The organism is Enterovirga aerilata, from assembly GCF_013044135.1.
GTDB classification, from domain to species: domain Bacteria; phylum Pseudomonadota; class Alphaproteobacteria; order Rhizobiales; family Beijerinckiaceae; genus Enterovirga; species Enterovirga aerilata.
Genome location: NZ_JABEPP010000005.1, coordinates 262,498 through 282,268 on the forward strand (window position 1 = coordinate 262,498; position 19,771 = coordinate 282,268).

At 69.1% G+C, this 19,771-nt stretch carries 19 protein-coding genes; 5 read left to right on the forward strand and 14 right to left on the reverse strand.

Annotation, left to right across the window (positions count from 1 at the left end; genetic code table 11):
• Window positions 1–76 precede the first annotated feature (76 nt).
• The 6 genes from HJG44_RS18390 to apaG all read right to left on the reverse strand — a co-directional run bounded on the left by HJG44_RS18390 (window position 77) and on the right by apaG (window position 6,025).
• Window positions 77–1,144 (reverse strand): DUF2332 family protein, encoded by a 1,068-nt coding sequence (locus HJG44_RS18390; RefSeq protein WP_171219778.1) that lies wholly within the window; start codon window positions 1,142–1,144, stop codon window positions 77–79.
• A gap of 3 nt (window positions 1,145–1,147) precedes the next feature.
• Window positions 1,148–2,128 (reverse strand): Hsp33 family molecular chaperone, encoded by a 981-nt coding sequence (locus HJG44_RS18395; protein ID WP_171219779.1) that lies wholly within the window; start codon window positions 2,126–2,128, stop codon window positions 1,148–1,150.
• Window positions 2,128–3,060 carry an ornithine carbamoyltransferase gene (gene argF, locus HJG44_RS18400; protein ID WP_171219780.1) on the reverse strand — a complete coding sequence of 311 codons (933 nt, stop codon included), beginning with the start codon at window positions 3,058–3,060 and terminating at the stop codon, window positions 2,128–2,130. The genes HJG44_RS18395 and argF overlap by 1 nt, the downstream gene beginning before the upstream one ends.
• Window positions 3,057–4,274, reverse strand: a complete 1,218-nt coding sequence (locus HJG44_RS18405) for an acetylornithine transaminase (protein WP_171219781.1) — start codon at window positions 4,272–4,274, stop codon at window positions 3,057–3,059. Before HJG44_RS18405 ends, argF begins: the two co-directional genes overlap by 4 nt.
• A gap of 172 nt (window positions 4,275–4,446) precedes the next feature.
• Window positions 4,447–5,622: an acetylornithine deacetylase gene (gene argE, locus HJG44_RS18410; protein WP_246736347.1), complete on the reverse strand. Its 1,176-nt coding sequence runs from the start codon at window positions 5,620–5,622 to the stop codon at window positions 4,447–4,449.
• Window positions 5,623–5,632: 10 nt separating this feature from the next.
• A complete protein-coding gene (apaG, locus tag HJG44_RS18415) occupies window positions 5,633–6,025 on the reverse strand; it encodes a Co2+/Mg2+ efflux protein ApaG (protein ID WP_171219782.1) in 393 nt (130 codons plus the stop codon).
• A gap of 229 nt (window positions 6,026–6,254) precedes the next feature.
• Here apaG and HJG44_RS18420 point away from each other — a divergent pair, with 229 nt between their 5' ends.
• The gene (locus tag HJG44_RS18420) at window positions 6,255–7,136 is read left to right on the forward strand and encodes a tripartite tricarboxylate transporter substrate-binding protein (RefSeq protein WP_171219994.1); all 882 of its coding nucleotides are present in this window, start codon (window positions 6,255–6,257) and stop codon (window positions 7,134–7,136) included.
• A gap of 10 nt (window positions 7,137–7,146) precedes the next feature.
• On the opposite strand, the gene HJG44_RS18425 is transcribed toward HJG44_RS18420, so the two are convergent.
• A complete protein-coding gene (locus HJG44_RS18425) occupies window positions 7,147–8,958 on the reverse strand; it encodes an ABC-F family ATP-binding cassette domain-containing protein (protein WP_171219783.1) in 1,812 nt (603 codons plus the stop codon).
• A 6-nt stretch (window positions 8,959–8,964) separates the two neighbouring features.
• Between HJG44_RS18425 and HJG44_RS18430 the strand changes: the two genes are divergently transcribed.
• The gene (locus HJG44_RS18430) at window positions 8,965–9,252 is read left to right on the forward strand and encodes a hypothetical protein (RefSeq protein WP_171219784.1); all 288 of its coding nucleotides are present in this window, start codon (window positions 8,965–8,967) and stop codon (window positions 9,250–9,252) included.
• Between the two features lie 86 nt (window positions 9,253–9,338).
• The gene (locus HJG44_RS18435; protein ID WP_346767202.1) at window positions 9,339–9,671 is read left to right on the forward strand and encodes a metal-sensitive transcriptional regulator; all 333 of its coding nucleotides are present in this window, start codon (window positions 9,339–9,341) and stop codon (window positions 9,669–9,671) included.
• A gap of 10 nt (window positions 9,672–9,681) precedes the next feature.
• Here the strand turns inward: HJG44_RS18435 and HJG44_RS18440 are convergent, their stop codons facing one another.
• From HJG44_RS18440 to HJG44_RS18460, 5 genes are all read right to left on the reverse strand, one after another.
• On the reverse strand, window positions 9,682–10,446 hold the full coding sequence (locus HJG44_RS18440) for an ABC transporter ATP-binding protein (RefSeq protein ID WP_171219786.1): 765 nt from the start codon (window positions 10,444–10,446) through the stop codon (window positions 9,682–9,684).
• On the reverse strand, window positions 10,439–11,164 hold the full coding sequence (locus tag HJG44_RS18445; protein ID WP_171219787.1) for an ABC transporter permease: 726 nt from the start codon (window positions 11,162–11,164) through the stop codon (window positions 10,439–10,441). Before HJG44_RS18445 ends, HJG44_RS18440 begins: the two co-directional genes overlap by 8 nt.
• Window positions 11,164–11,874, reverse strand: coding sequence for an ABC transporter permease (locus HJG44_RS18450; RefSeq protein WP_246736348.1), 711 nt, complete (start codon window positions 11,872–11,874; stop codon window positions 11,164–11,166). Before HJG44_RS18450 ends, HJG44_RS18445 begins: the two co-directional genes overlap by 1 nt.
• 135 nt (window positions 11,875–12,009) lie before the next feature.
• Window positions 12,010–12,852 (reverse strand): transporter substrate-binding domain-containing protein, encoded by an 843-nt coding sequence (locus HJG44_RS18455; protein ID WP_171219788.1) that lies wholly within the window; start codon window positions 12,850–12,852, stop codon window positions 12,010–12,012.
• 830 nt (window positions 12,853–13,682) lie between these two features.
• Entirely contained in the window at window positions 13,683–14,375 is a 693-nt protein-coding gene (locus HJG44_RS18460; RefSeq protein WP_171219789.1) for an aspartate/glutamate racemase family protein, read from the reverse strand.
• A 147-nt stretch (window positions 14,376–14,522) separates the two neighbouring features.
• Between HJG44_RS18460 and HJG44_RS18465 the strand changes: the two genes are divergently transcribed.
• Window positions 14,523–16,259 carry an adenylate/guanylate cyclase domain-containing protein gene (locus HJG44_RS18465; RefSeq protein ID WP_346767203.1) on the forward strand — a complete coding sequence of 579 codons (1,737 nt, stop codon included), beginning with the start codon at window positions 14,523–14,525 and terminating at the stop codon, window positions 16,257–16,259.
• A 91-nt stretch (window positions 16,260–16,350) separates the two neighbouring features.
• Window positions 16,351–17,286, forward strand: a complete 936-nt coding sequence (locus tag HJG44_RS18470; protein WP_171219791.1) for a hypothetical protein — start codon at window positions 16,351–16,353, stop codon at window positions 17,284–17,286.
• Between the two features lie 3 nt (window positions 17,287–17,289).
• Here the strand turns inward: HJG44_RS18470 and HJG44_RS18475 are convergent, their stop codons facing one another.
• Together HJG44_RS18475 and HJG44_RS18480 are read right to left on the reverse strand one after the other, a co-directional pair.
• A complete protein-coding gene (locus HJG44_RS18475) occupies window positions 17,290–18,930 on the reverse strand; it encodes an ABC transporter ATP-binding protein (RefSeq protein WP_171219792.1) in 1,641 nt (546 codons plus the stop codon).
• Window positions 18,927–19,763 carry an ABC transporter permease gene (locus HJG44_RS18480; RefSeq protein WP_171219793.1) on the reverse strand — a complete coding sequence of 279 codons (837 nt, stop codon included), beginning with the start codon at window positions 19,761–19,763 and terminating at the stop codon, window positions 18,927–18,929. Before HJG44_RS18480 ends, HJG44_RS18475 begins: the two co-directional genes overlap by 4 nt.
• Window positions 19,764–19,771: the final 8 nt, after the last annotated feature.

The following is a 19,771-nucleotide window of genomic DNA, read 5'->3' on the forward strand; positions in this document are numbered from 1 at the left end:
ACGGACACCTTCGATCCCGGCCGTCAGCTAGAGGGCGGACGGGCGCTTGCCAAGGCGGCCAACCGCCGCCGGACCTTCACGTCACCCAGCGCAGCCAGCGCCCATGCGGGTCGGCATGAGCGAGGAGGCGGTCCCGCCCGCCCGGCCAGAGCCGGAGGCGCAAGCTCGGCGACCCGGTCGTTCCCTCCACCTCGTAGCGCAGCCAGCCGATCGGGGCGTTGGCCGTGGCAGCCGAGCCGACGGTCTCGATATGCCTGACAATTCGCTCCTGCGTCTCGCGCGGGAAGTACTGGAAGGCGATCGAGTGCAGGATCACCCGGGCAATGCCCGGCTCCGCGCGCCCGCCGAGGTTTTCCTCGAGCCACAGGGCGGCATCTCCGGGAGCCACCCGGGGTGGATCGGCCGCCGCGAGCGCGAGCGCCGCCTCCAGCCGGGCCAGTCGATCGGGCTGGTCCGGCCAGACATAGGCGAGGAGGCGGCTGCGGGCGCGCTCGTCCGCGATGTCGATCGGACGGATATCGACGCCCTGACGGCGCGCGAGCCGTAGCTTGGCCGAGGGCGGGTCGTCGCCCTGCCAGTCCGGCGCGAGCTTTACGGGAGACGCCGGATCGCCGTAGCGCCGCGTTCCGAGCCGGATGTCGTAGCGGTCGGGCAGCATGTTGAGGCCGGCGCTGGCGCCCAGTTCGTGGAGCGAGAGCGGCAGGCCCGCTTCGGCAGAGATGACGGCGAGGCCGGCCGTCAGCACGGCCGAGCGGGCGACCTCGTTGGTCTGCGGCGGCAGGTCGAGCCAGGGAAGCAGCTCGGCCTCGGCCTCCCGCATGGCCTGCAGCAGAGCCGTCCAGAGCCGCTCCGGGGCGGGAACCGCGTTGGGCGGGTAGAGTGCGGCGAGGTCCGGCGCGCTGCCTGCCCGCACCAGGCCGTGCAGAGCGGCGCAAAGCCGGAGCGGAACCGAATCGTGCAGCGCGTCGGGCCGGCCGGGCCAGCCGAGCACGCGACGTCCGATCGCGGTGCCCTGGTCGAGCCTGCGGCCGAGCAGGCCGCACAGGAGGCTCGTGAACGGCGAGCCGAGCGCGGCGCACCACTCGGCCTGCCGGGCGAAGGCGGCCCGGACCTCGCCTTCGCGATCCGCGGCGCCCTCCGTCACGGCTCAGCCCGCCTGCTCGCCGGCGACCTCCGCCTCGACCTCGGCCGGGTCCAGATCGTAGACCCGCGAACAGAACTCGCAGGTGACCCCGATGCGCCCGTCGTCGCCGACCATGTGACGCCGGTCGTCCGCGGAGAAGTTGCGCATCATCCGAATGATGCGCTCGCGCGAGCAGTGGCACTCCTCGCGTACCGCCTGGCTCTCGAAGACCCGTACGCCGCGCTCGTGAAAGAGCCGATACAGGAGCCGCTCGCTCGAGACGCCCGGATCGACGAGCTCGTGGTCCTCTACGGTATCGACGAACGCCTTCGCCTCGACCCAGGCGTCGTCCTCGTCGAGGCTATGCGCCTCGCGGCCTTCCGGCAGGTCGCCGGGATGGAGGTCCGCCTGCCGGGCGCGCTCGGGGGAGGACGGCAGGAACTGCACGAGGATGCCGCCTGCCCGATACGAGCGCCCGCCTTCGTGGAATTCCTCGGCCACCGCGAGCCGGACGCGCGTCGGGATCTGCTCGGACTGCCGGAAGTACTGGTGTGCGGCTTCCTCGAAGCCCTGCCCCTCGAGAGAGACGACGCCCTGGTAGCGGCTGAAATCGGCGCCCTGGTCGATCGTCATGGCCAGGATGCCTTGGCCCAGGAGCTCGCCAGTCCGGGGGTTCGCTGAGGCTTCGGCCAGCCGTTCCGGATCGAACCGGGCATAGGCCCGGATCCGGTCCGGCGCGTCGAAATCGACGACCAGCATGTCGATGGGGCCATCGGACTTCGTCTGGAGCTGGAACCGGCCCTCGAACTTGAGCGAGGAGCCGAGCAGGACGGTCAGGGCGCAGGCTTCGCCGACCACCCGCGCCACCGCGTCCGGGTAGGCGTGGCGCGCGAGAAGCTGGTCGAGCGAGGGGCCGAGCCGGACGGCCCGACCGCGCACGTCCAGCCCTTCGACCGCGAAGGGGAGAACGACGTCGTCGGCACCTTCGAGCCGGCCCTCGCTCATCAGGCGGACGCCCCCAGGCACCAGGCCAAGATGCCCTTCTGAGCATGGAGCCGGTTCTCGGCCTCGTCGAAGACGACCGAGCGCGGCCCGTCGATGACCTCGTCCGTCACCTCCTCGCCGCGATGGGCAGGGAGGCAATGCATGAAGATCGGATCGCGCTTCGCCGCGCCGAGGAGCCTGCCGTTGACCTGATAGGGAGCGAGCAGGTTGTGGCGGTTCGTCTCGTTCTCGTCGCCCATCGAGACCCAGCAATCGGTCACGATGGCGTCGGCATCGCGGACCGCCGCGAAGGGGTCGCCCGTGAGCTCGATCTCCGCGCCGGTCTTCGCGGCCCAGGCCCTCAGGTCGTGCCGCGCCAGGAGCTCGCCGGGTGCCGCGACGTTGATCTTGAACTCGAGCCGGCCGGCGGCGTGGATCCAGGAGGCGAGGACGTTGTTCACGTCCCCGGACCAGGCGATCGTCCGGCCGCGGATCGGACCCTTGTGCTCCTCGAAGGTGAGCACGTCGGCCATGATCTGGCACGGATGCGAGCTTTTCGTGAGACCGTTGATGACGGGCACGGTCGCGTTCGCGGCAAGCTCGAGCAGCGTGCCGTGCTCCAGGATGCGGATCATGATGCCGTCGACGTAGCGCGACAGGACCCGCGCCGTATCGGCGATCGACTCGCCGCGCCCGAGCTGCATCTCCTGCCCGGTGAGCACGATCGCCTCGCCGCCGAGCTCGCGCATGGCGACGTCGAAGGACACCCGCGTCCGGGTCGAAGGCTTGTCGAAGATCATCGCCAGGACCTTGCCGGCGAGCGGTCGATCGGCGGGCGGTTCGCCCTTGCGGCGGCGGCGCTTCATGGCCGCGCTGCGGTCGAGGAGTTCACGCAGCTCGCCGCCCGAGAAATCGGTGAGATCGAGGAAATGCCTCGGATGGCCGCTCGTCATTCCGCGGCTCCCTTCAGCGGCTGCCGCATCTCGTCCTCGAGCTTCTGGCAGGCGCGATCGATGCGCCCGACGGCCTCCGCGACCTCGGCCTCGCCGATGATGAGCGGCGGAAGGAGGCGCACCACGTTGTCGCCCGCCGTGATGAGGAGCAGGTCCTCGTTCTCGGCCGCCTTGGCGAGGTCGGTGTTCGGGATATGCGTCCTGATCCCGACCATCAGAGCCTGGCCGCGAATCTCGGCGATCACCGCCGGATGCCGGTCCTTCAGCTCGGCGAGACGCTGCTTCAGGAGCAGTCCCATCTGCTGGACGTGCTCCAGGAAGCCGGGGGCGAGCACCACGTCCAGCACGGCGTTGCCGACCGCCATGGCAAGCGGATTGCCGCCGAAGGTGGTGCCGTGCGTGCCCGCCGTCATGCCCTTGGCTGCCTCGGCTGTCGCAAGGCAGGCGCCCATCGGGAACCCGCCGCCGATGCCCTTCGCGACGGCCATGATGTCGGGCGAGATGCCGGCCCATTCATGCGCGAAGAGCTTGCCGGTGCGGCCGACGCCGGTCTGCACCTCGTCGAAGACGAGGAGGAGGCCGCGATCGTCGCAGAGCTGGCGCAGCGCGCGGAGCCGCTCCGTCGGAACCGGCCGGATGCCGCCTTCGCCCTGGACGGGCTCGATCAGGATGGCGCCCGTCTCCGGGCCGATCGCCGCCTTCAGGGCCGCGTCGTCCCCGAACGGAACCTGGTCGAAGCCCTCGACCTTGGGGCCGAAGCCATCCAGGTACTTCTTCTGGCCGCCGGCTGCGATCGTCGCGAGCGTTCTGCCGTGGAACGCGCCCTCGAAGGTGATGATGCGGTAGCGCTCCGGCTGCCCGTTCGCCGAGTGGTACTTCCGGGCCATCTTGATCGAGGCCTCGAGCGCCTCCGCGCCCGAGTTCGAGAAGAAGACGAGGTCGGCGAAGGTCGCGTCGGTCAGGCGCTTCGCCAGCCGCTCGCCTTCCGGATTCTGGTAGAGGTTGGAGATGTGCCAGACCTTCTGGGCCTGACTCGTCAGCGCTTCCACGAGATGCGGATGGGCATGGCCCAAGGCATTCACGGCGATTCCGGCGCCGAAATCGAGCACGCGTCGCCCGTCCCCGGTGATCAGCCAGGCGCCCTCGCCTCGCTCGAACACCAGGTTCGAACGGGCGTAGGTCGGCAGGATCGACGAGGGCTGAGGCGAGGACACGTGGGCCTCCGTGGGTGGTTGCGCAAACCGGAAAACAAAGAAGCCGCCCAGCCGGGCGGCTCGCACGTGAATCTATTGTGGTTGCGGGCGGTGTCAAATGCGAGTGGCTGATCCTCGGCATCTCGCCGCGAGACCATCGCCGGGTAAGGACGGGGCGGAGCCGGCTCCCGCCCTACCCGGAACAAAGCTCCGCGAGCTTACGCATGAAACGCTCGCCCTCCGCGAGTTCATCGAGCGTGATGTACTCGTCCGGCTGGTGGGCGCGGTCGATCGAGCCCGGGCCGCAGACCACGGTCGGGATACCCGCCTCCTGGAAACGGCCAGCCTCCGTCCCATAGGCAGCGGTCACGGTGCCGTTCCGGCCGGTCAGGCGCTTGGCGAGGGTCTCGGCCGGCGAACCGGGGTCCGGGGCAAGACCGGGCACGAGCACCTCGCGCACGGTCTCGATGCGGCCGAACTCGCCGAAGCGGTTCAGCCGGGGAAGCGCCGCCGCGGTGGCGAACCGCTCGAGGCGTGTCGGGATCTCCGCCGGATCGAGATCCGGCAGGCCGCGGAACTCCCAGTTGAAGCAGCAGAGCTTGGGCAGGATGTTGCGCGCGGTGCCGCCCATGATCCGACCGACATGGACGGTCGTGTAGGGCGGGTCGAAGCGGCCGCTCGGGTCGCCACGCTCCATCATCTCGTCCGCCAGGCGGTTTAGCTCGGCGAGAAGCTCGCCCGCGACCATCACGGCATTGGCGCCGAGATAGGGCTTGGCCGAATGCGCCTCGAAGCCATGTACGGTCGTCACGAAGGTCGCGACGCTCTTGTGTGCGTCGACCACATCAAGGCTCGTGGGTTCGCCCACGATCACGGCTGTCGGCCGCGGCAGGTCGCAGCCGAACCGAGCGATGGCATCGGCCACTCCGAGGCAGGTCGTCTCCTCGTCATAGGATAGGAGGATGTGGATAGGGGTCTTCAGCTCAACGTCCAGGAAATCCGGTACCGCAGCGAGCGCGAGCGCATCGAAGCCCTTCATGTCCACGGCGCCGCGGCCATGCGCCCGGCCGCTTTCGACCCGGAGCCGGAACGGATCGGCGGTCCAATCCTGGCCCTCCACCGAGACGCAGTCCGTATGCCCGGACAGGAGGATGCCACCACGATCGGCCGGACCGACCGTCGCGAAGATCGCCTGCTTGTCGCCTGCGGCGTTCGGTACGCGCCAGAAGGGCACGCCCCAGCCGGCGAGGTACTCGGCCACGAAATCGATCAGCGGAATGTTGGACCTGGAGCTTTCGGTGTCGAACCCGACGAGCCGCTCGAGCATCTCCAGCGTCGTGTAGCGCCGCCCCGCAGCGGCGCCGGTCAAGGCGCGTTCCTCAATGGATCGCCCGCTTCACGAAGGGACTGTCGAGCGAGAAGGCAGGGATCTCGGCCCGGAAGGTCTCCCCGGTATCGGCGAGCATCGTGTAGGAGCCCTGCATCGTGCCGTCCGGCGTCGTGAGCGGACAGCCGCTGGTATAGGTGAAGGTCTCGCCGGGCCCGAGCGTAGGCTGCTCGCCGACGACGCCGGCGCCGCGCACCTCGTGGATGTTGCCGTCCCCGTCGATGATGCGCCAATGCCGGGAACGGAGCTGTACCCGCTTGGTCGACATGTTCGTGATCTCGACCCTGTAGGCGAAGAAGAACTTGCGCTTCTCCGGCTGGGATTCCTCTTCGACGAAGCGTGGCTCCACGCAGACCCGGATGCCCTGCGTCGTGGCCTTGTACATGGTGAAGCCCTCAGGCGGACGAACTTACCCGTAGCTAAGGCCCCCCTTGGGTCAAGGTCAACGCGCCCCGCCGGCGCAGGCCCCGTTGCGTCCAGATTGTAAGACAGTAAGCTGATCGTACAATCAGAGTTGGGAGGACGCCTTGAGGCGATTGCTGGCGGTCACTTGTGCGATCCTGCTGTGGGCATCTCCAGCCCTGGCGGACACGTTTCCCTCACGTCCCATCACGATGGTTGTGCCATTTGCGGCCGGCGGCCCGGGGGACGTCATCGGCCGCATCCTCGGTTCCGCTATGGGCCAGAATCTCGGCCAGACGGTCGTGATCGAGAACGTCGGCGGCGCCGGCGGAACGATCGGCACGGGGAAGGTCGCGAACGCTCCTCCGGACGGATACACCGTTCTCCTGATGCATGTGGGGCAGGCGACGAGCGTCACGCTGTTCCGCAAGCTGAACTACGACCCGGTGGGCGATTTCGAGCCGATCGGACTCGTCACCGACGTCCCCATGATCCTCGTCGGGAACAACGACTTTCCGCCCCGGGACCTGCGCGAGCTCGCAGCCTACATCAGGGAGCACAGGGAGAAGGTCCTGCTCGGCAATGCCGGGATCGGCTCCGCATCGCATCTGTGCGGGCTGCTCCTGATGAGCACGCTCGATACCCAGATGACCACTGTCCAGTATCGCGGCGGAGGCCCGGCTCTGATCGACATCATGGGCGGGCGGATCAATCTCTGGTGCGACCCGGCCACGGGCCCGACCCCTTATGTCCGCGAGGGCAAGATGCGGGCCTATGCTGTCACGACCAAATCGCGCCTGCCGACGCTGCCTGACCTGCCCACCGCGGACGAGGCGGGCCTGCCGGGCTTCGAGGTCTCCACATGGTACGGCCTTTACGCCCCGAAGGGCACGCCGAAGCCGGTCGTCGAACGCCTGGTCGTGGCCCTTCAGGCCGCACTGAAGGACCCGACAGTGGCGCAGCGTTTCGGGGAGCTCAGCATGCAGCCGGTCCCGGCCGACAAGGCGAACCCGCCCGCGCTCGCATCTCACCTTCGGGCCGAGGTCGACAAGTGGGCGCCCATCATCCGCAAGGCCGGAATCCACGCCGACTGACCGCGGTGGCTCAGCCGAGCTCCTCGCGCAGGATCTCGAGCTCCAGCCACTCCGTCTCGGCAGCCTCCAGCTCCGCCGCCTTCTGCGTCACGGCGGCTGAAGCCTTGTCGAAGGCGGCGCGATCTCGCGCGTAGAGCTCCGGGTCGGCGAGCTTGGCCTGCAGGGCAGCGATCTCCCGGGTGAGCGTCTCGATGCGGGACGGCAGCGTCTTCAGCGCATGCTGCTGGTGGAAACTGAGGCGTCTTTTCGCGGTCGGCGCGGCGGATGTCTGGACGGGAGCCTCACCGCGCGGTCTCGGCTGGGGCCGCGCCGCCGCCGGGCGGGCGAGGAGATCGGCGCCGCGTTGCGCCAGCATGTCCGTGTAGCCGCCGGCATATTCGAGCCAGCGACCGTTGCCCTCGGGCACGATGACCGAGGTGGCGATCCGGTCGAGAAAGTCCCGGTCGTGGCTGATGAGAAGGATCGTGCCCGCGTATTCCCCGAGCATCTCCTCCAGCACGTCGAGCGTCTCCAGATCGAGATCGTTGGTCGGTTCGTCGAGGACGAGGAGGTTCGAGGGCCTGGCCAGGGCGCGGGCGAGCATGATGCGACCGCGCTCGCCTCCCGAGAGGACGCGAACGGGCGTGCGGGCCTGCTCCGGCGAGAACAGGAAGTCCTTGAGATAGCCGATGACGTGCCGCGTCTCGGTCCCGACCGTGATCATGTCGCCGCGGCCCTCGGTCATGGCCTCGGCGAGGGTGTCGTTCGGGTCGAGGTTCTCGCGACGCTGGTCGAGCGCGACCATCTCCAGGGCCGCACCGAGCCGGACGGAGCCGGTATCGGGCTCCAGCATGCCCGTGAGCAGCTTCACCAGCGTCGTCTTGCCCGCCCCGTTCGGGCCGACGATGCCGACGCGGTCGCCGCGCAGGATCCGGGTCGAGAAGTCAGCCACGATGGGCCGCCCGCCGAAGCTTTTCGCAAGGTTCTTCGCCTCGATCACGAGCGTGCCCGATTGCTCGGCCTCCGCTGCGGCCATTCTCACCGCGCCGGCAGCTCGCCGCTCGGTGCGGCGCGTCTGGCGCAGCGCGGCGAGCGCCGCCATCCGGCGCACGTTCCGCTTGCGCCGGGCGGTCACGCCGTAGCGCACCCAATGCTCCTCGGCCGCGATCTTGCGGTCGAGCCTGTGGCGCTCCGCCTCCTCCTCGGCCAGGACGCTGTCGCGCCAGGCCTCGAACTCGCCGAAGCCGCGCTCGATCCGGCGGGTGCGGCCGCGGTCGAGCCAGACCGTCGCCTGGGACAGATTCGTGAGGAAGCGCCGGTCGTGGCTGATCAGGACAAGCGCCCCACGCCGGCTTCTCAGCTCCGCTTCGAGCCACTCGATCGTGGTCAGGTCGAGATGGTTCGTCGGCTCGTCCAGGAGCAGGATGTCCGGCTCCGGAGCGAGGGTCCTGGCGAGGGCCGCGCGCCGGGCCTCGCCGCCGGAGAGCGCGGCCGGGTCTTCCTCGCCGCTCAGTCCCAGTTCGCCCAGGAGGTACTGCGCCCGATACGGGTCGTCGCCCGGACCAAGCCCGGCTTCGACATAGGCGAGCACGGTCCCGTACCCACCCATATCGGGCTCCTGCGGCAGATAACGGATCGTGGCGCCCGGCTGGCGAAAGACTTCCCCGCGATCCGCCTCGACCAGCCCTGCGGCGATCCGCAGCAGGGTGGACTTGCCCGATCCGTTCCGGCCGACGAGGCAGACCCGGTCGCCCGCCCCGACCGAAAGATCGGCGCTCTCCAGGAGCGGCGTGCCGCCAAAGGTGAGCGCCACGCCTTGAAGCGAGAGAAGAGGAGGGGCCATCGGATCGTGGTGAAGGAGAAGCGGGCCGACGCGGCTGCGGCGCGCCTCCTATCACGAAGCCGCGCGTTGAGGTCAGCCCGGCGGAATTTCCCGGACGCCCAGCCGTCTACCCTGATCTTGGACGATCCGGTTCTGCGCTGGTTCACATTCGAGTTGGAAAAATTAAAAAACTGTAAGTTGTACGGCGGCGATGCGTTCAGTCGTTCGCCGACGAATCCTGCGGTGGGCCTCTTCGGCGAGCGGCCGCCGCAACTCCGCGATCGCGGTCTGGCCGCCATGGCCGGCATAGGATGAGGGCTCTTGGGCATTATGAGGCAAGGCGGGCTGCGGCCCGGCATAGAACCGGCCGGACCGGCTCTCTGCAGAGGCGGGCTGGCCCGGTGAAGTACGAAGTCTCCGAGGGGCGGCTCTATCTCCGGCGCGAACCGGAGGAGAAGCAGCCGATCCTGTCCCGGCTCGCCCGCATCGAGGGTCAGGTGCGCGGCCTGAGGCAGATGGTCGAGAACGACCGCTATTGCGGCGAGGAGCTGCAGCAGGCTACCGCCATCATGGCGGCCCTGCGCGAGGTGTCGCTGCTCGTCCTCCAGGACCACCTGAGTGCCGGGATCGACCATGCCGCGACGCTGCTCAAGGAGGAGAGCGGGAGCGACGAGGGCGTGAAGACCGCCGTGACCGAGATCACGACGCTGCTCCGGGCCGTGCTGAAGCAATAGCCCCCGCGCCTCAGCCGCGGCCCTGGACGAAGCGGCGGAACCGCTCGGAAGCCGGGTTGCCGAACATGGCTGCGGGCGTGCCCTCCGCCTCGATGCGGCCGTCCTCCAGGAACAGAACGCGGCTCGAGACGTCGCGGGCGAAGCCCATCTCGTGCGTCACCACAAGCATCGTGCGGCCCTCTTCCGCGAGCTGGCGCATGACGCGCAGCACCTCGCCCACGAGTTCCGGATCGAGCGCCGAGGTCGGCTCGTCGAAGAGCATGACGTCCGGCCTCATGGCGAGCGCCCGGGCGATCGCGGCGCGCTGCTGCTGACCGCCGGAGAGATGCGCCGGGTAGTGGTTGCGCTTGTCGGCGATGCCGACCTTGGCGAGAAGCGCCTCCGCCTCGGCCAGACATTCCGCCCTGGGCCGGCGCTGCACATGGACCGGCGCCTCGATCACGTTCTCGATCACGGTCATGTGGCTCCAGAGGTTGAAGCTCTGGAACACCATGGCGACGCGCTGGCGCAGCCGCTCGACCTGGCGGCGGTCGGCGGGCTCGCGGCCGTGCCGGCCCTGTCTCAGCGCAATGCTCTCTCCGGCGACCCGTATCTCCCCCTCGTCCGGCACCTCCAGCAGGTTGAGGCAGCGCAGCAGGGTCGACTTGCCCGAGCCCGAGGCGCCGAGGATCGAGATCACGTCGCCCGGCTCGGCCCCGAGCGAGACGCCCTTCAGCACCTCGAGCCGGCCGAAGCGCTTGCGGAGGCCCGTCGCGCTCACGATCGGCTCAGGCATGGGCGGCCTCGGATGCGGGCGGCTCCCTCGGGGCGGCGCGCAGATGCGGGGAGAGCCAGTATTCCAGGCCCAGGATGGCGCGGGTCACGGCGATGTTGATGAGGAGATAGATCGAGCCCGCGCAGATGAAGATCTCGACCGCCCGGAAGGTCTGCGCGATCAGCTTCTGGGCGATGAAGGTCACCTCGGCCAGCGTGATGATGGAGGCGAGCGAGGTCGCCTTCACCATCGAGACGATCTCGTTGGAATAGGCGGGCAGCGCCTGCCGCAGCGCGATCGGGCCGACGATCCGACGCGCCAGCGTGAGGCGCCCCATGCCGCAGGCGCGGCCCGCCTCGATCTGTCCGTAGGGCACGGACAGGATGGCGCCGCGGATGATCTCGGCCGCATAGGCGGCGGTGTTCAGGGAGAGCGCCGTGAGCGCGCACCAATAGGCCTCGCGGAAGAACCACCACACGCCCCAGGCCTGGAGCGTCGGGCGGAACTGGCCGAGCCCGTAATAGATGAGGAAGACCTGGACGAGGAGCGGCGTGCCGCGGAACACGAAGACGAAGGCCCGGGCCGGCCAGACGAGGGCGGGGTGGCGCGAGAGGCTCATCAGGGCGAGGACGAGCGCCAGAACCCCGCCGCAGAGCACGGACCAGCCTGCGAGCCTGAGCGTGAGCGGCAGGCCGGCGAGCAGCGCCAGCCAGGTCTCGGCCATGAAGGCGAGATCCATCAGGCCCGCCTCACGCCACGCATGGACCGGGTCTCCAGCCAGCCGAAGCCGTAGGTCGAGACGGTGGTGATGGCGAGGTAGAGCGCGGCCGCCGTCAGGTAGAAGGGGAAGGGCTCGCGCGTCGAGCCCGACCCGATCTGGGACTGGCGCAGGAGCTCGACGAGCCCGGTCACCGAGATGAGGGCGGATTCCTTCAGCACGAGCTGCCACACGTTGCCGAGGCCCGGAATGGCGTAGCGCAGCACCTGCGGGGCGACGATCCGCCGGAACATGAGGGCGGGAGGCATGCCCACGGCCCGCGCCGCTTCGAGCTCGCCCCTGGCGAGCGCCAGAAAGGCGCCGCGATAGACTTCCGCCTGGTAGGCCCCGGAAATGGCCCCGAGCGCGAGCGCCCCGGTCAGGAGCGCCGGGACGCCGACGAAGCCCTGGCCGCCGAGCATGCGGGCGACCGCCGAGAGCGCGGCCGAGCCGCCGAAATAGAAGAGGTAGATGACGAGGAGATCCGGCACGCCCCGCAGCAGGGTCGTGTAGCCGTCCGCGAGCCAGCGCAGGGGCCGGACGCGCGACAGCTTCGCCCAGGCGGCGAGCGAGCCGAAGACGGCGCCGGCCAGGAAGCCGAGCACGGCGACCACGACCGTCATGCCGGCAGCCCGCAGCATCGCCGGGCCCCAGCCGGTCGGCCCGAAGCCCATCAGCTCGAGATAGGTCATGCGGGTCTCTTGACGCTCCTCCTGGAGGGGGATGTCGCGCGGCAGGGCATTCGCCGGACGGAGCGTGCCCGACCCGTCCGGCGCTTCGCGCCGGCCACCCTCCCCTCGAGGGGAGGGTTCATCGCGGTCCGCACGTCAGCTCTTGATGGTGATGTCGGACTTGAACCACTTCATCGAGAGCGCCTTCAGGGAGCCGTCGGCGTTCATGGAGGCGATCGCCTCGTCGAACAGCTTCTTCAAGGCCGGCTCGCCCTTGCGCAGCCCGACCGCGACCCCGCGCCCGAACACGTCGCCGGAGAAGCGGGCGCCCGCGAGCGTGTAGTCCTTGAAGTCCGGCTTGTCGAAGGTGCCGCGGATCGCCGAGGCGGAGGCGAAGATCGCGTCGATCCGGCCCGAGAGCAGGTCGAGATCGTGCTGCTCGGTCGTCTTGTACTCGCGGATCTCGACCGTGCCCTTCAGGTACTTGTCGAGGAAGGTCGAGTGGATGGTGGAGACCTGGACGCCGACCGTCTTGCCCTTGAGCATCGGCTTCATGGCCTCCAGCGCCTTCACGGCGCCCGCATTGTCCTTGTCGAAGTTGAAGACCTGGCCGTCGCCCGGGAGCTTGGCGAGCGGGCCGTCCTTGGCGACCCCGAAGCTGCCGGCCTCCTGGACATACGGAATCGAGAAGTCGATCACGGCCTCGCGCTTCTCGGTGATGTTCATGCCGGCCATGATGGCGTCGTACTTGCCGGCCTGAAGCGCCGGGATGATGCCGTCCCAGTCCTGCTGCACGATCTCGCAGGTGACCTTGGCCCGTTTGCAGAGCTCGGCCGCGAGCTCGATCTCGAACCCGTCGAGCTTTCCGCCGGGCGCCGTGAAGTTGTAGGGCGCATAGGCGCCCTCCGTCGCGATCCTGACCGTCCTGCCCTGCGCGAGGGCCCCTGTTGCGGCGGCGACTGCGATCAGCGCCGCTCCGAGCGTCGTGACGATGCGCATCGTTGCTGTCCTTGTCAGATCCTCGCCCAATAACGTGCAAGCACGGTGCCGGCGCAAGGGCTCCTGGCGTACGGGTGCGAAGCCCGGCTTGCGCGCGCCCGTCACCCGCCCACGCGCCGTCCGTCCCCGGGGCGGGGTCGGTCAGGACGGGCGACTTCAAAGAGCTGAATTGGTCGAGGGGCGTGGGACGCCGAAACGCTCGATCAATTTTTTAGAGGAGCCTTTCGGCGTCCCCGCGATGCCCGCCCCGTCATCCCCGGCGGGCGCGGAGCGCCCGGGAAGGGGATCCAGACGACAAGCACCGCGTCCGGGTTTCCCCGGCACGGGCGGCGATTTTGGACCGGACCTGCCGCTCTTCCGCCCGCTCATCCGTTGCCGGACGAGAGAACACTAGCCATGCTGCACTGGCGCCCGGGCCGTATTACCCGGAGGGCGGCGCTGGTCCGGCTCCCCGAGTGCGGGTTCGCGAAACCCGCCCGCAGGCGCCGCGTCAGCCGGCTCGGGCTGTCGCCCATTCCGGCCCATTCAAGCTCTTCCGCTCTGTTGACGCCTCGCGAGAGCGCCCCTCGGCGAAGAGGACGAAGCCGATCTAGACTATATTCCTAATAATGTCAAGCCGCCTGTCATCCCCGGCGCTCGGGCAGCAGGCGGGAAGGGCGGCTCCACCGTCATCCCCGGCGCCTGCGCAGCAGGCGGGAAGGGGATCCAGACAACCTCGCCGGTGCGCGGCGCCCTTGGATTCCCTTCCCCTCCGGCGGCTCCGCCGCCTCCGGCCGGGAATGACAGTGAGCCTCGCCTGATCGGCAGCGGTCGAGACCGCCTCCCGCCGGCTAGCCGCCGACCGCTTTCCGAAGCGCCGCCCGCGCGAGGAGCCGCGTCGAATCGAGCACCGGCAGGGGCGAGTTGTCGTCGTTCACGACGAGCGGGATCTCGGTGCAGCCGAGGATCACCGCCTCGCACCCCTCCCCTTTCATGCGCCCGATGATCCGCCGGAAGGCGGCGGCCGCCTCCGGCCGGAACACCCCGTAGACGAGCTCGTCCATGATGATCCGGTTGATCTCCTCCCGTTCCTCCGGCTCCGGCCGGATGCAGGCGAGCCCGCGTGCCCCGAGCGCCGCCGGATAGACCTCGCTCTCGACGAGCCATTGCGTCCCGGTCAGCGCGAGCCGGCGGAAACCGCGCGCCCGCGCCTCGTCCGCGACCACCTCGGCGATATGGAGCCAGGGAAGCGGGGAGCGAGGCGCGACGAGGTGCATCGCCTGATGGATCGTGTTGTCCGGGCAGATGAGGAATTCGGCTCCGATCCGGGCGAGCTTCTCGGCCGAGGCCAGCATGAGCGCCCCGACGGCCTCCCAGTCGCCGCGATAGATCGGCTCCATGTACTCGGCCAGGGATGGCGTGTGCATCGAGATTTCGGGATGCGCGTGCGGCCCGAGACGTTCGGCGCCCTCCGCGCAGATGGTCCGGTAGCAGAGCGCCGCGCCTTCGGCGGAGCAGGCTACGATGCCGATGTGAAGAGGCATGGATCGTTCCGTCCGGCCGATTGGCCGGTCGGCGGAATGATCGGCGAACCGCGCCGTCTTTGCCAGGGTGGTGACTCCGCATTCGATGACACCGGCACGCCTTCGGTGTAGCTCAAGCCGATGAGCGCCGGGGCGAGATCGCGTGTCGTGTGGGGCGCCGTTCGGCGCCGCATCACGGTCCGCAACGTCCGGCTCGCCAGCGGGCTCGTCCTCCTGGCCTATGTGACGAGCCACTTCCTCAACCATGCGCTCGGCAACCTGTCGCTCGCCGCCATGGAGGCCGGACTCGACTGGGTGGCCTGGTTCTGGGGCCTGCCTGGGCTCGGCACGCTGCTCTACGGCGCGCTGGCGATCCATGCGGGGCTCGCCCTGTGGTCGATCTATGCCCGCCCGCGCCACAGCTGGACGACGCTCGAGGTGCTGCAGCTCGGCATCGGCCTGTCGCTGCCCTTCCTGCTCGCCGGGCATGTCGTCACGGCGCGGCTCGGCTACGAGCTCTACGGCGACGGCAAGACCTACAGCCAGCTGCTCCATCTCTATTTCGTCGCCGCGCCGAGCACGGGGCTGCGGCAGGGAGCCAGCCTCCTGCTCGCCTGGACCCATGCCGCGATCGGGCTCTTCTTCTGGCTGCGGCTGAAGCCGGGCTTCCCGGCCATCGCGCCGGTCCTGCTCTGCGCGGCCGTTCTCGTGCCGCTGCTCGCGCTGCTCGGCATCGTCCAGGGCGGCCGGGAGGTGGTGGCGCTTGCGGCCGACGAGGGCTGGCGGGCCGCGAACGGCATCCCGTCCGGCCCGCTCCCGGACGAGGCCGCGGCACGGATCGAGGTCCTCGAGCGCTGGCAGGACGCGATCGCCTACGGGTTTCTCGCCGCCCTCGCGGGCGCCTTCGCGGCCCGCGGGCTCCGGCACGTGGCCCAGCGCCGGCGCGGGCTCGTGCGCGTCACCTACGCGGATGGCCGGGCCGTCGAGGTGCCGCGCGGGACGAGCGTCCTGGAGGCGAGCCGGATCGGCCGCATCCCGCATGCGAGCGTCTGCGGCGGTCGCGGCCGCTGCTCCACCTGCCGCGTGCGGGTCTTCGGCGCGGGCGCGACCGAGCTGCCGCCGCCGAGCCCGGCCGAAGCGGGCGTGCTGGAGCGGATCGAGGCCGGGCCGCAGGTCCGCCTCGCCTGCCAGCTCCGCCCCGGACGGGACGTCCAGGTCGCGCCCCTGATCGCGCCCTGGGCCGGGCCGCTGGAGGCGCGGCGGATCGTGAGCGCCTTCGGCGAGGAGCGCTTCGTCGTGGCCATGTTCGTCGACATGCGCGGCTCGACGCGCTTCGCCGAGACCCATCTGCCCTTCGACACCGTCTTCCTGATCAACCGCTTCCTCGACGCGGTCTCGCGCGCCGTCCTGGCGGCGGGCGGCGTGCCCAACCAGTTCCTTGGGGACGGATTGCTGGCGCTGTTCGGCCTCGCCACGGACCCGCGGAGTGCGGCGCGCGAGGCGCTGGCCGCGGCCGCCGGGGTCGGCCGGGAGATCGCGACCCTGAACGGTCTGATGGCCGCGGATGCGGGCGGGCCGATCCGCTTCGGGATCGGCGTCCATTGCGGCACCGCCATCCTCGGCGAGATCGGCGGGCGGGCGAGCGGCCGGCCCGTCTTCACGGCGATCGGGGACCCCGTGAACGTCGCCGCCCGGCTCCAGAGCGCGACGAAGCGGCTCGGCGTCGAGGCGGCCATCTCCGAGGCCGTGTACCGGACGGCCGGCTACCGCCCCGATGCCGAGCTCCGCGAGCTGCAGCTCGACGGGCGCGAGGGTACGATCGCGGTGCGGGCCGTGGCGCGGGCCGTCGACGCTCCAGGCGCGAGCGACCAGGCCGAGATTCGGCGTGTAGACGAGAGCGCTTGATCTCTGCCGATTGTTGCCGTCAAGCAACATACATTCTGGCACGACTATGCACATCATGCAGAACTCGGATCAGCCGAGTTGAGCTGCCGCCATGAAACTGGACCGGCTTATGCGCCTGGGCTGCATCGGCGCTCTAGCCGTTCAAACGGCGGGCTGCACCATCCGTCCACTTCCGGAAAATGTTACGCGGATCGACACTTTTGCCATCGTTCATAAGGTTAGATGCGAGGCTAGATCCGCCATAATGCACGTCATTTATGACTACATCAGGTACACCAATTTCTCTCCGCAACTTACTGAGTATCTCAGAAATAATTTAGAGAGAATAGGCGATAAAAAATTCGATCGACTTGCGAAGGGCGGCAGCTTCAGTCATATCGATAAATATTCTAACGCGTCAATCGCGCTGGACTTCAAGCTCAGGGGGAACGAAAACAACGACCTATCCGGCGCATCTTCCTTGGCGCGAGCATTTGCGACGGGGGCCGACGTAATCGGCATAAACCTGACTACGACCCGCATAAGAGACGATTCCCGCACCTTCCGGATCGTAGACAATTGGTGGGATCTAATCGTCAATAACAGAGAGAGATGTCTCCGAGATTTTCGGAATTTCGGTGAAAATCATGTCTACCCGATAACAGGATCTCTCAATCTATTAGAGATAATCGACACGTTTTGGCGGCTCAACGAGAGCACCAACCTGGCCGTATTCAAGGACACTGGCGAGAGCGCTTTCATCGACACCCTGACCTTCACGACGACTGTGTCGGGATCTTTCGGCCCGAGCTTCAGCATAGCGAGTCCGAGCCAGCGCGCGTTCCTGATTAAGGACGCCTCGGGCACATTTGGCGCCGGGCGTACGGACGAGCATCAACTCATCGTCTCCGTATACATTCCAGACAGCGCGACATCGCGGGAAAAGAGCAAGGAGATCGCCAGCAAGGCAATCGACGTTCAGCAGGCCAGAGGCGTGCTCCAAGGCCTGGAGCGGCTGACCTTCCCTCTCTCGGCGGTCCCTCGGTGATGCTCAGCCGCTTGGCTCGATGCCGGCGGCCGCAAGGGTCGCGCCCACGTCCCGCCCGCCCGGCACGGCGGCGAGCAGCGCCTTCGTGTAGGCGTGCTGCGGGTTCTCGAAGAGCTTGGCGGTCGGCTGCAGCTCGACGATCTTGCCCTTCTGCATCACGGCGATGCGGTCGCACATCTGCGCCGCGACGCGCAGGTCGTGCGTGACGAACAGGATCGCGAGGCCGAGCCGCTTCTGCAGGTCCTGCATGAGCGCGAGGATCTGCGCCTGGACCGAGACGTCGAGCGCCGAGACCGGCTCGTCCGCGACCAGCACCTCGGGCTCCAGCGCGAGCGCGCGCGCGATGCCGACGCGCTGGCGCTGGCCGCCGGAGAATTCGTGCGGGTAGCGGTCGGCCGCATTGGCGCTGAGCCCGACGAGGTCGAGGAGCCGCCTCGCCTTCTCCAGAGCCTCCCGCTTCGGCACGCCCTGCGCGATCGGGCCCTCCGCGATGATGCGGCCGACCGTGCGGCGCGGGTTGAGCGACGCGAAGGGATCCTGGAACACCATCTGGATGCGCTTGCGCTGCGGGCGGAACTGCGCCTGCGTCAGCTCGCGGATGGAGAGATCGCCGATGCGGATCTGGCCCTCGTCCGGCTCGATGAGCCGCATCACGCAGCGCCCGACCGTCGATTTGCCGGAGCCGGATTCGCCGACGAGGCCCAGCGTCTCGCCGCGCCCGATCTCGAACGAGACGTGGTCGGCCGCCTTCACCTCGCGCCCGCGCCGGAAGAACCCGCGGCCCCTGTAGGTCTTGCTGAGGTCCTTGACCTGGAACGCCTTCGGGGCGCCGGACAGGTCCTTGGGCGGCGGCGGGACGAGCGACGGCACGGCCGCGAGCAGGCGCTTGGTATAGTCGTGCTGGGGCATGTGCAGCACGGCCGCGGCCGGCCCCTCCTCGACCATGATGCCGTGCTGGAGGACGGCGACGCGGTCGGCGATCTCGGCGACGACGCCGAAATCGTGCGTGATGAACATCACGGCCGTGCCGTGCTTCTTCCGCAGCGCGTCGATGAGCTTCAGGATCTGCGCCTGGGTCGTCACGTCGAGCGCGGTCGTCGGCTCGTCCGCGATGATGAGCTTCGGCTCCATGGCGAGCGCCATGGCGATCATGACGCGCTGGCGCTGGCCGCCGGAGAGCTCGTGCGGATAGGCCCTGGCGATGGCGGGCGGGTCCGGCAGCCCGACCTCGGCGATGAGCTCGAGCGTGCGCTCGCGGCGCCCCCTGCGGTCCAGGGCGCCATGCGCCTCGAAGGTCTCCGAGATCTGGTCCGCCACCCGCATCACCGGGTTCAGCGAGGTCATCGGCTCCTGGAAGATCATGCCGATCTCGCGCCCGCGGATGTCCTGCATCTCGCGCTCGGAGAGAGGGAGGAGGTCGCGGCCGGCGAGCCGGATGGCGCCGCCCGCCGGCTTCACGGCCCGCGGCAGGAGCCCGATCGTCGCGAGCGCGGTCAACGACTTGCCCGAGCCGGATTCGCCGACGACGCAGAGCGTCTCGCCCGGCGCGATCGAGAGCGACAGGTTCTGGATCGCCAAGGGCCGGTCGGCCATCGCCGGAAGGGCGAGCGTGAGATTCTCGATCTCGAGGACGGGAGCTGTCATCGGGCCTCTCGGGCAAGGCGGGGATTGAGCGCGTCGCTCAGGCCCTCGCCGACGAGGTTGAGGGCGAGCACCGCGAGGAAGATCGCGAGCCCGGGGAAGAAGGAGATCCACCACGCCTCGATGAGGCGCGTGCGGCCGGCCCCGACCATGTAGCCCCAGGTCATGAGGTTGGGGTCGCCGAGGCCGAGGAAGGAGAGCGAGGATTCGAGCAGGATCGCGGAGGCGATCATCAGGGACGCCATCACGATGATGGGCGCCACCGTGTTCGGCAGCACCTGGCCGAAGATGATGCGGGGGGTGCGCTGCCCGACCGTGATCGCCGCCTGGACGTAGTCGCGCGAGCGCAGCGACAGCACCTCGCCGCGCACCAGCCGGGTCACGGGCGGCCAGGAGACGAGCGCGATCGCGAGCACGATCGAGGTGATGGAGGGCTGCAGGATGGCGACGATGACGATGGCGAGCGCGAAGCTCGGCACCGTCTGGAACAGCTCGGTGAAGCGCATGCAGAGGTCGTCGACGATGCCCCCGAAATAGCCGGCCACCGCGCCGAGCGGCACCCCGATCAGGAGGGCGACGAGGGTCGAGACGAAGCCGATCAGGAGCGAGACGCGGGCGCCGTGCATCAGGCCCGCCGCGACGTCGCGGCCGAGCGCGTCGGTCCCGAGCGGGAAGCGTTCGAGCGCGAAGGGCGCCATGAAGGGCCGCGAGACCATGCGCCAGGGCGAGGTGGGATAGAGCACCGGCGCGGCGACCGCGGCCGCGACGATCAGCGCGAGCACGAGCAGTCCGATCAGCGCGCCGCGATTGCGGGCGAAGCGGCGGAGGAAGGTCATGTCTCCCC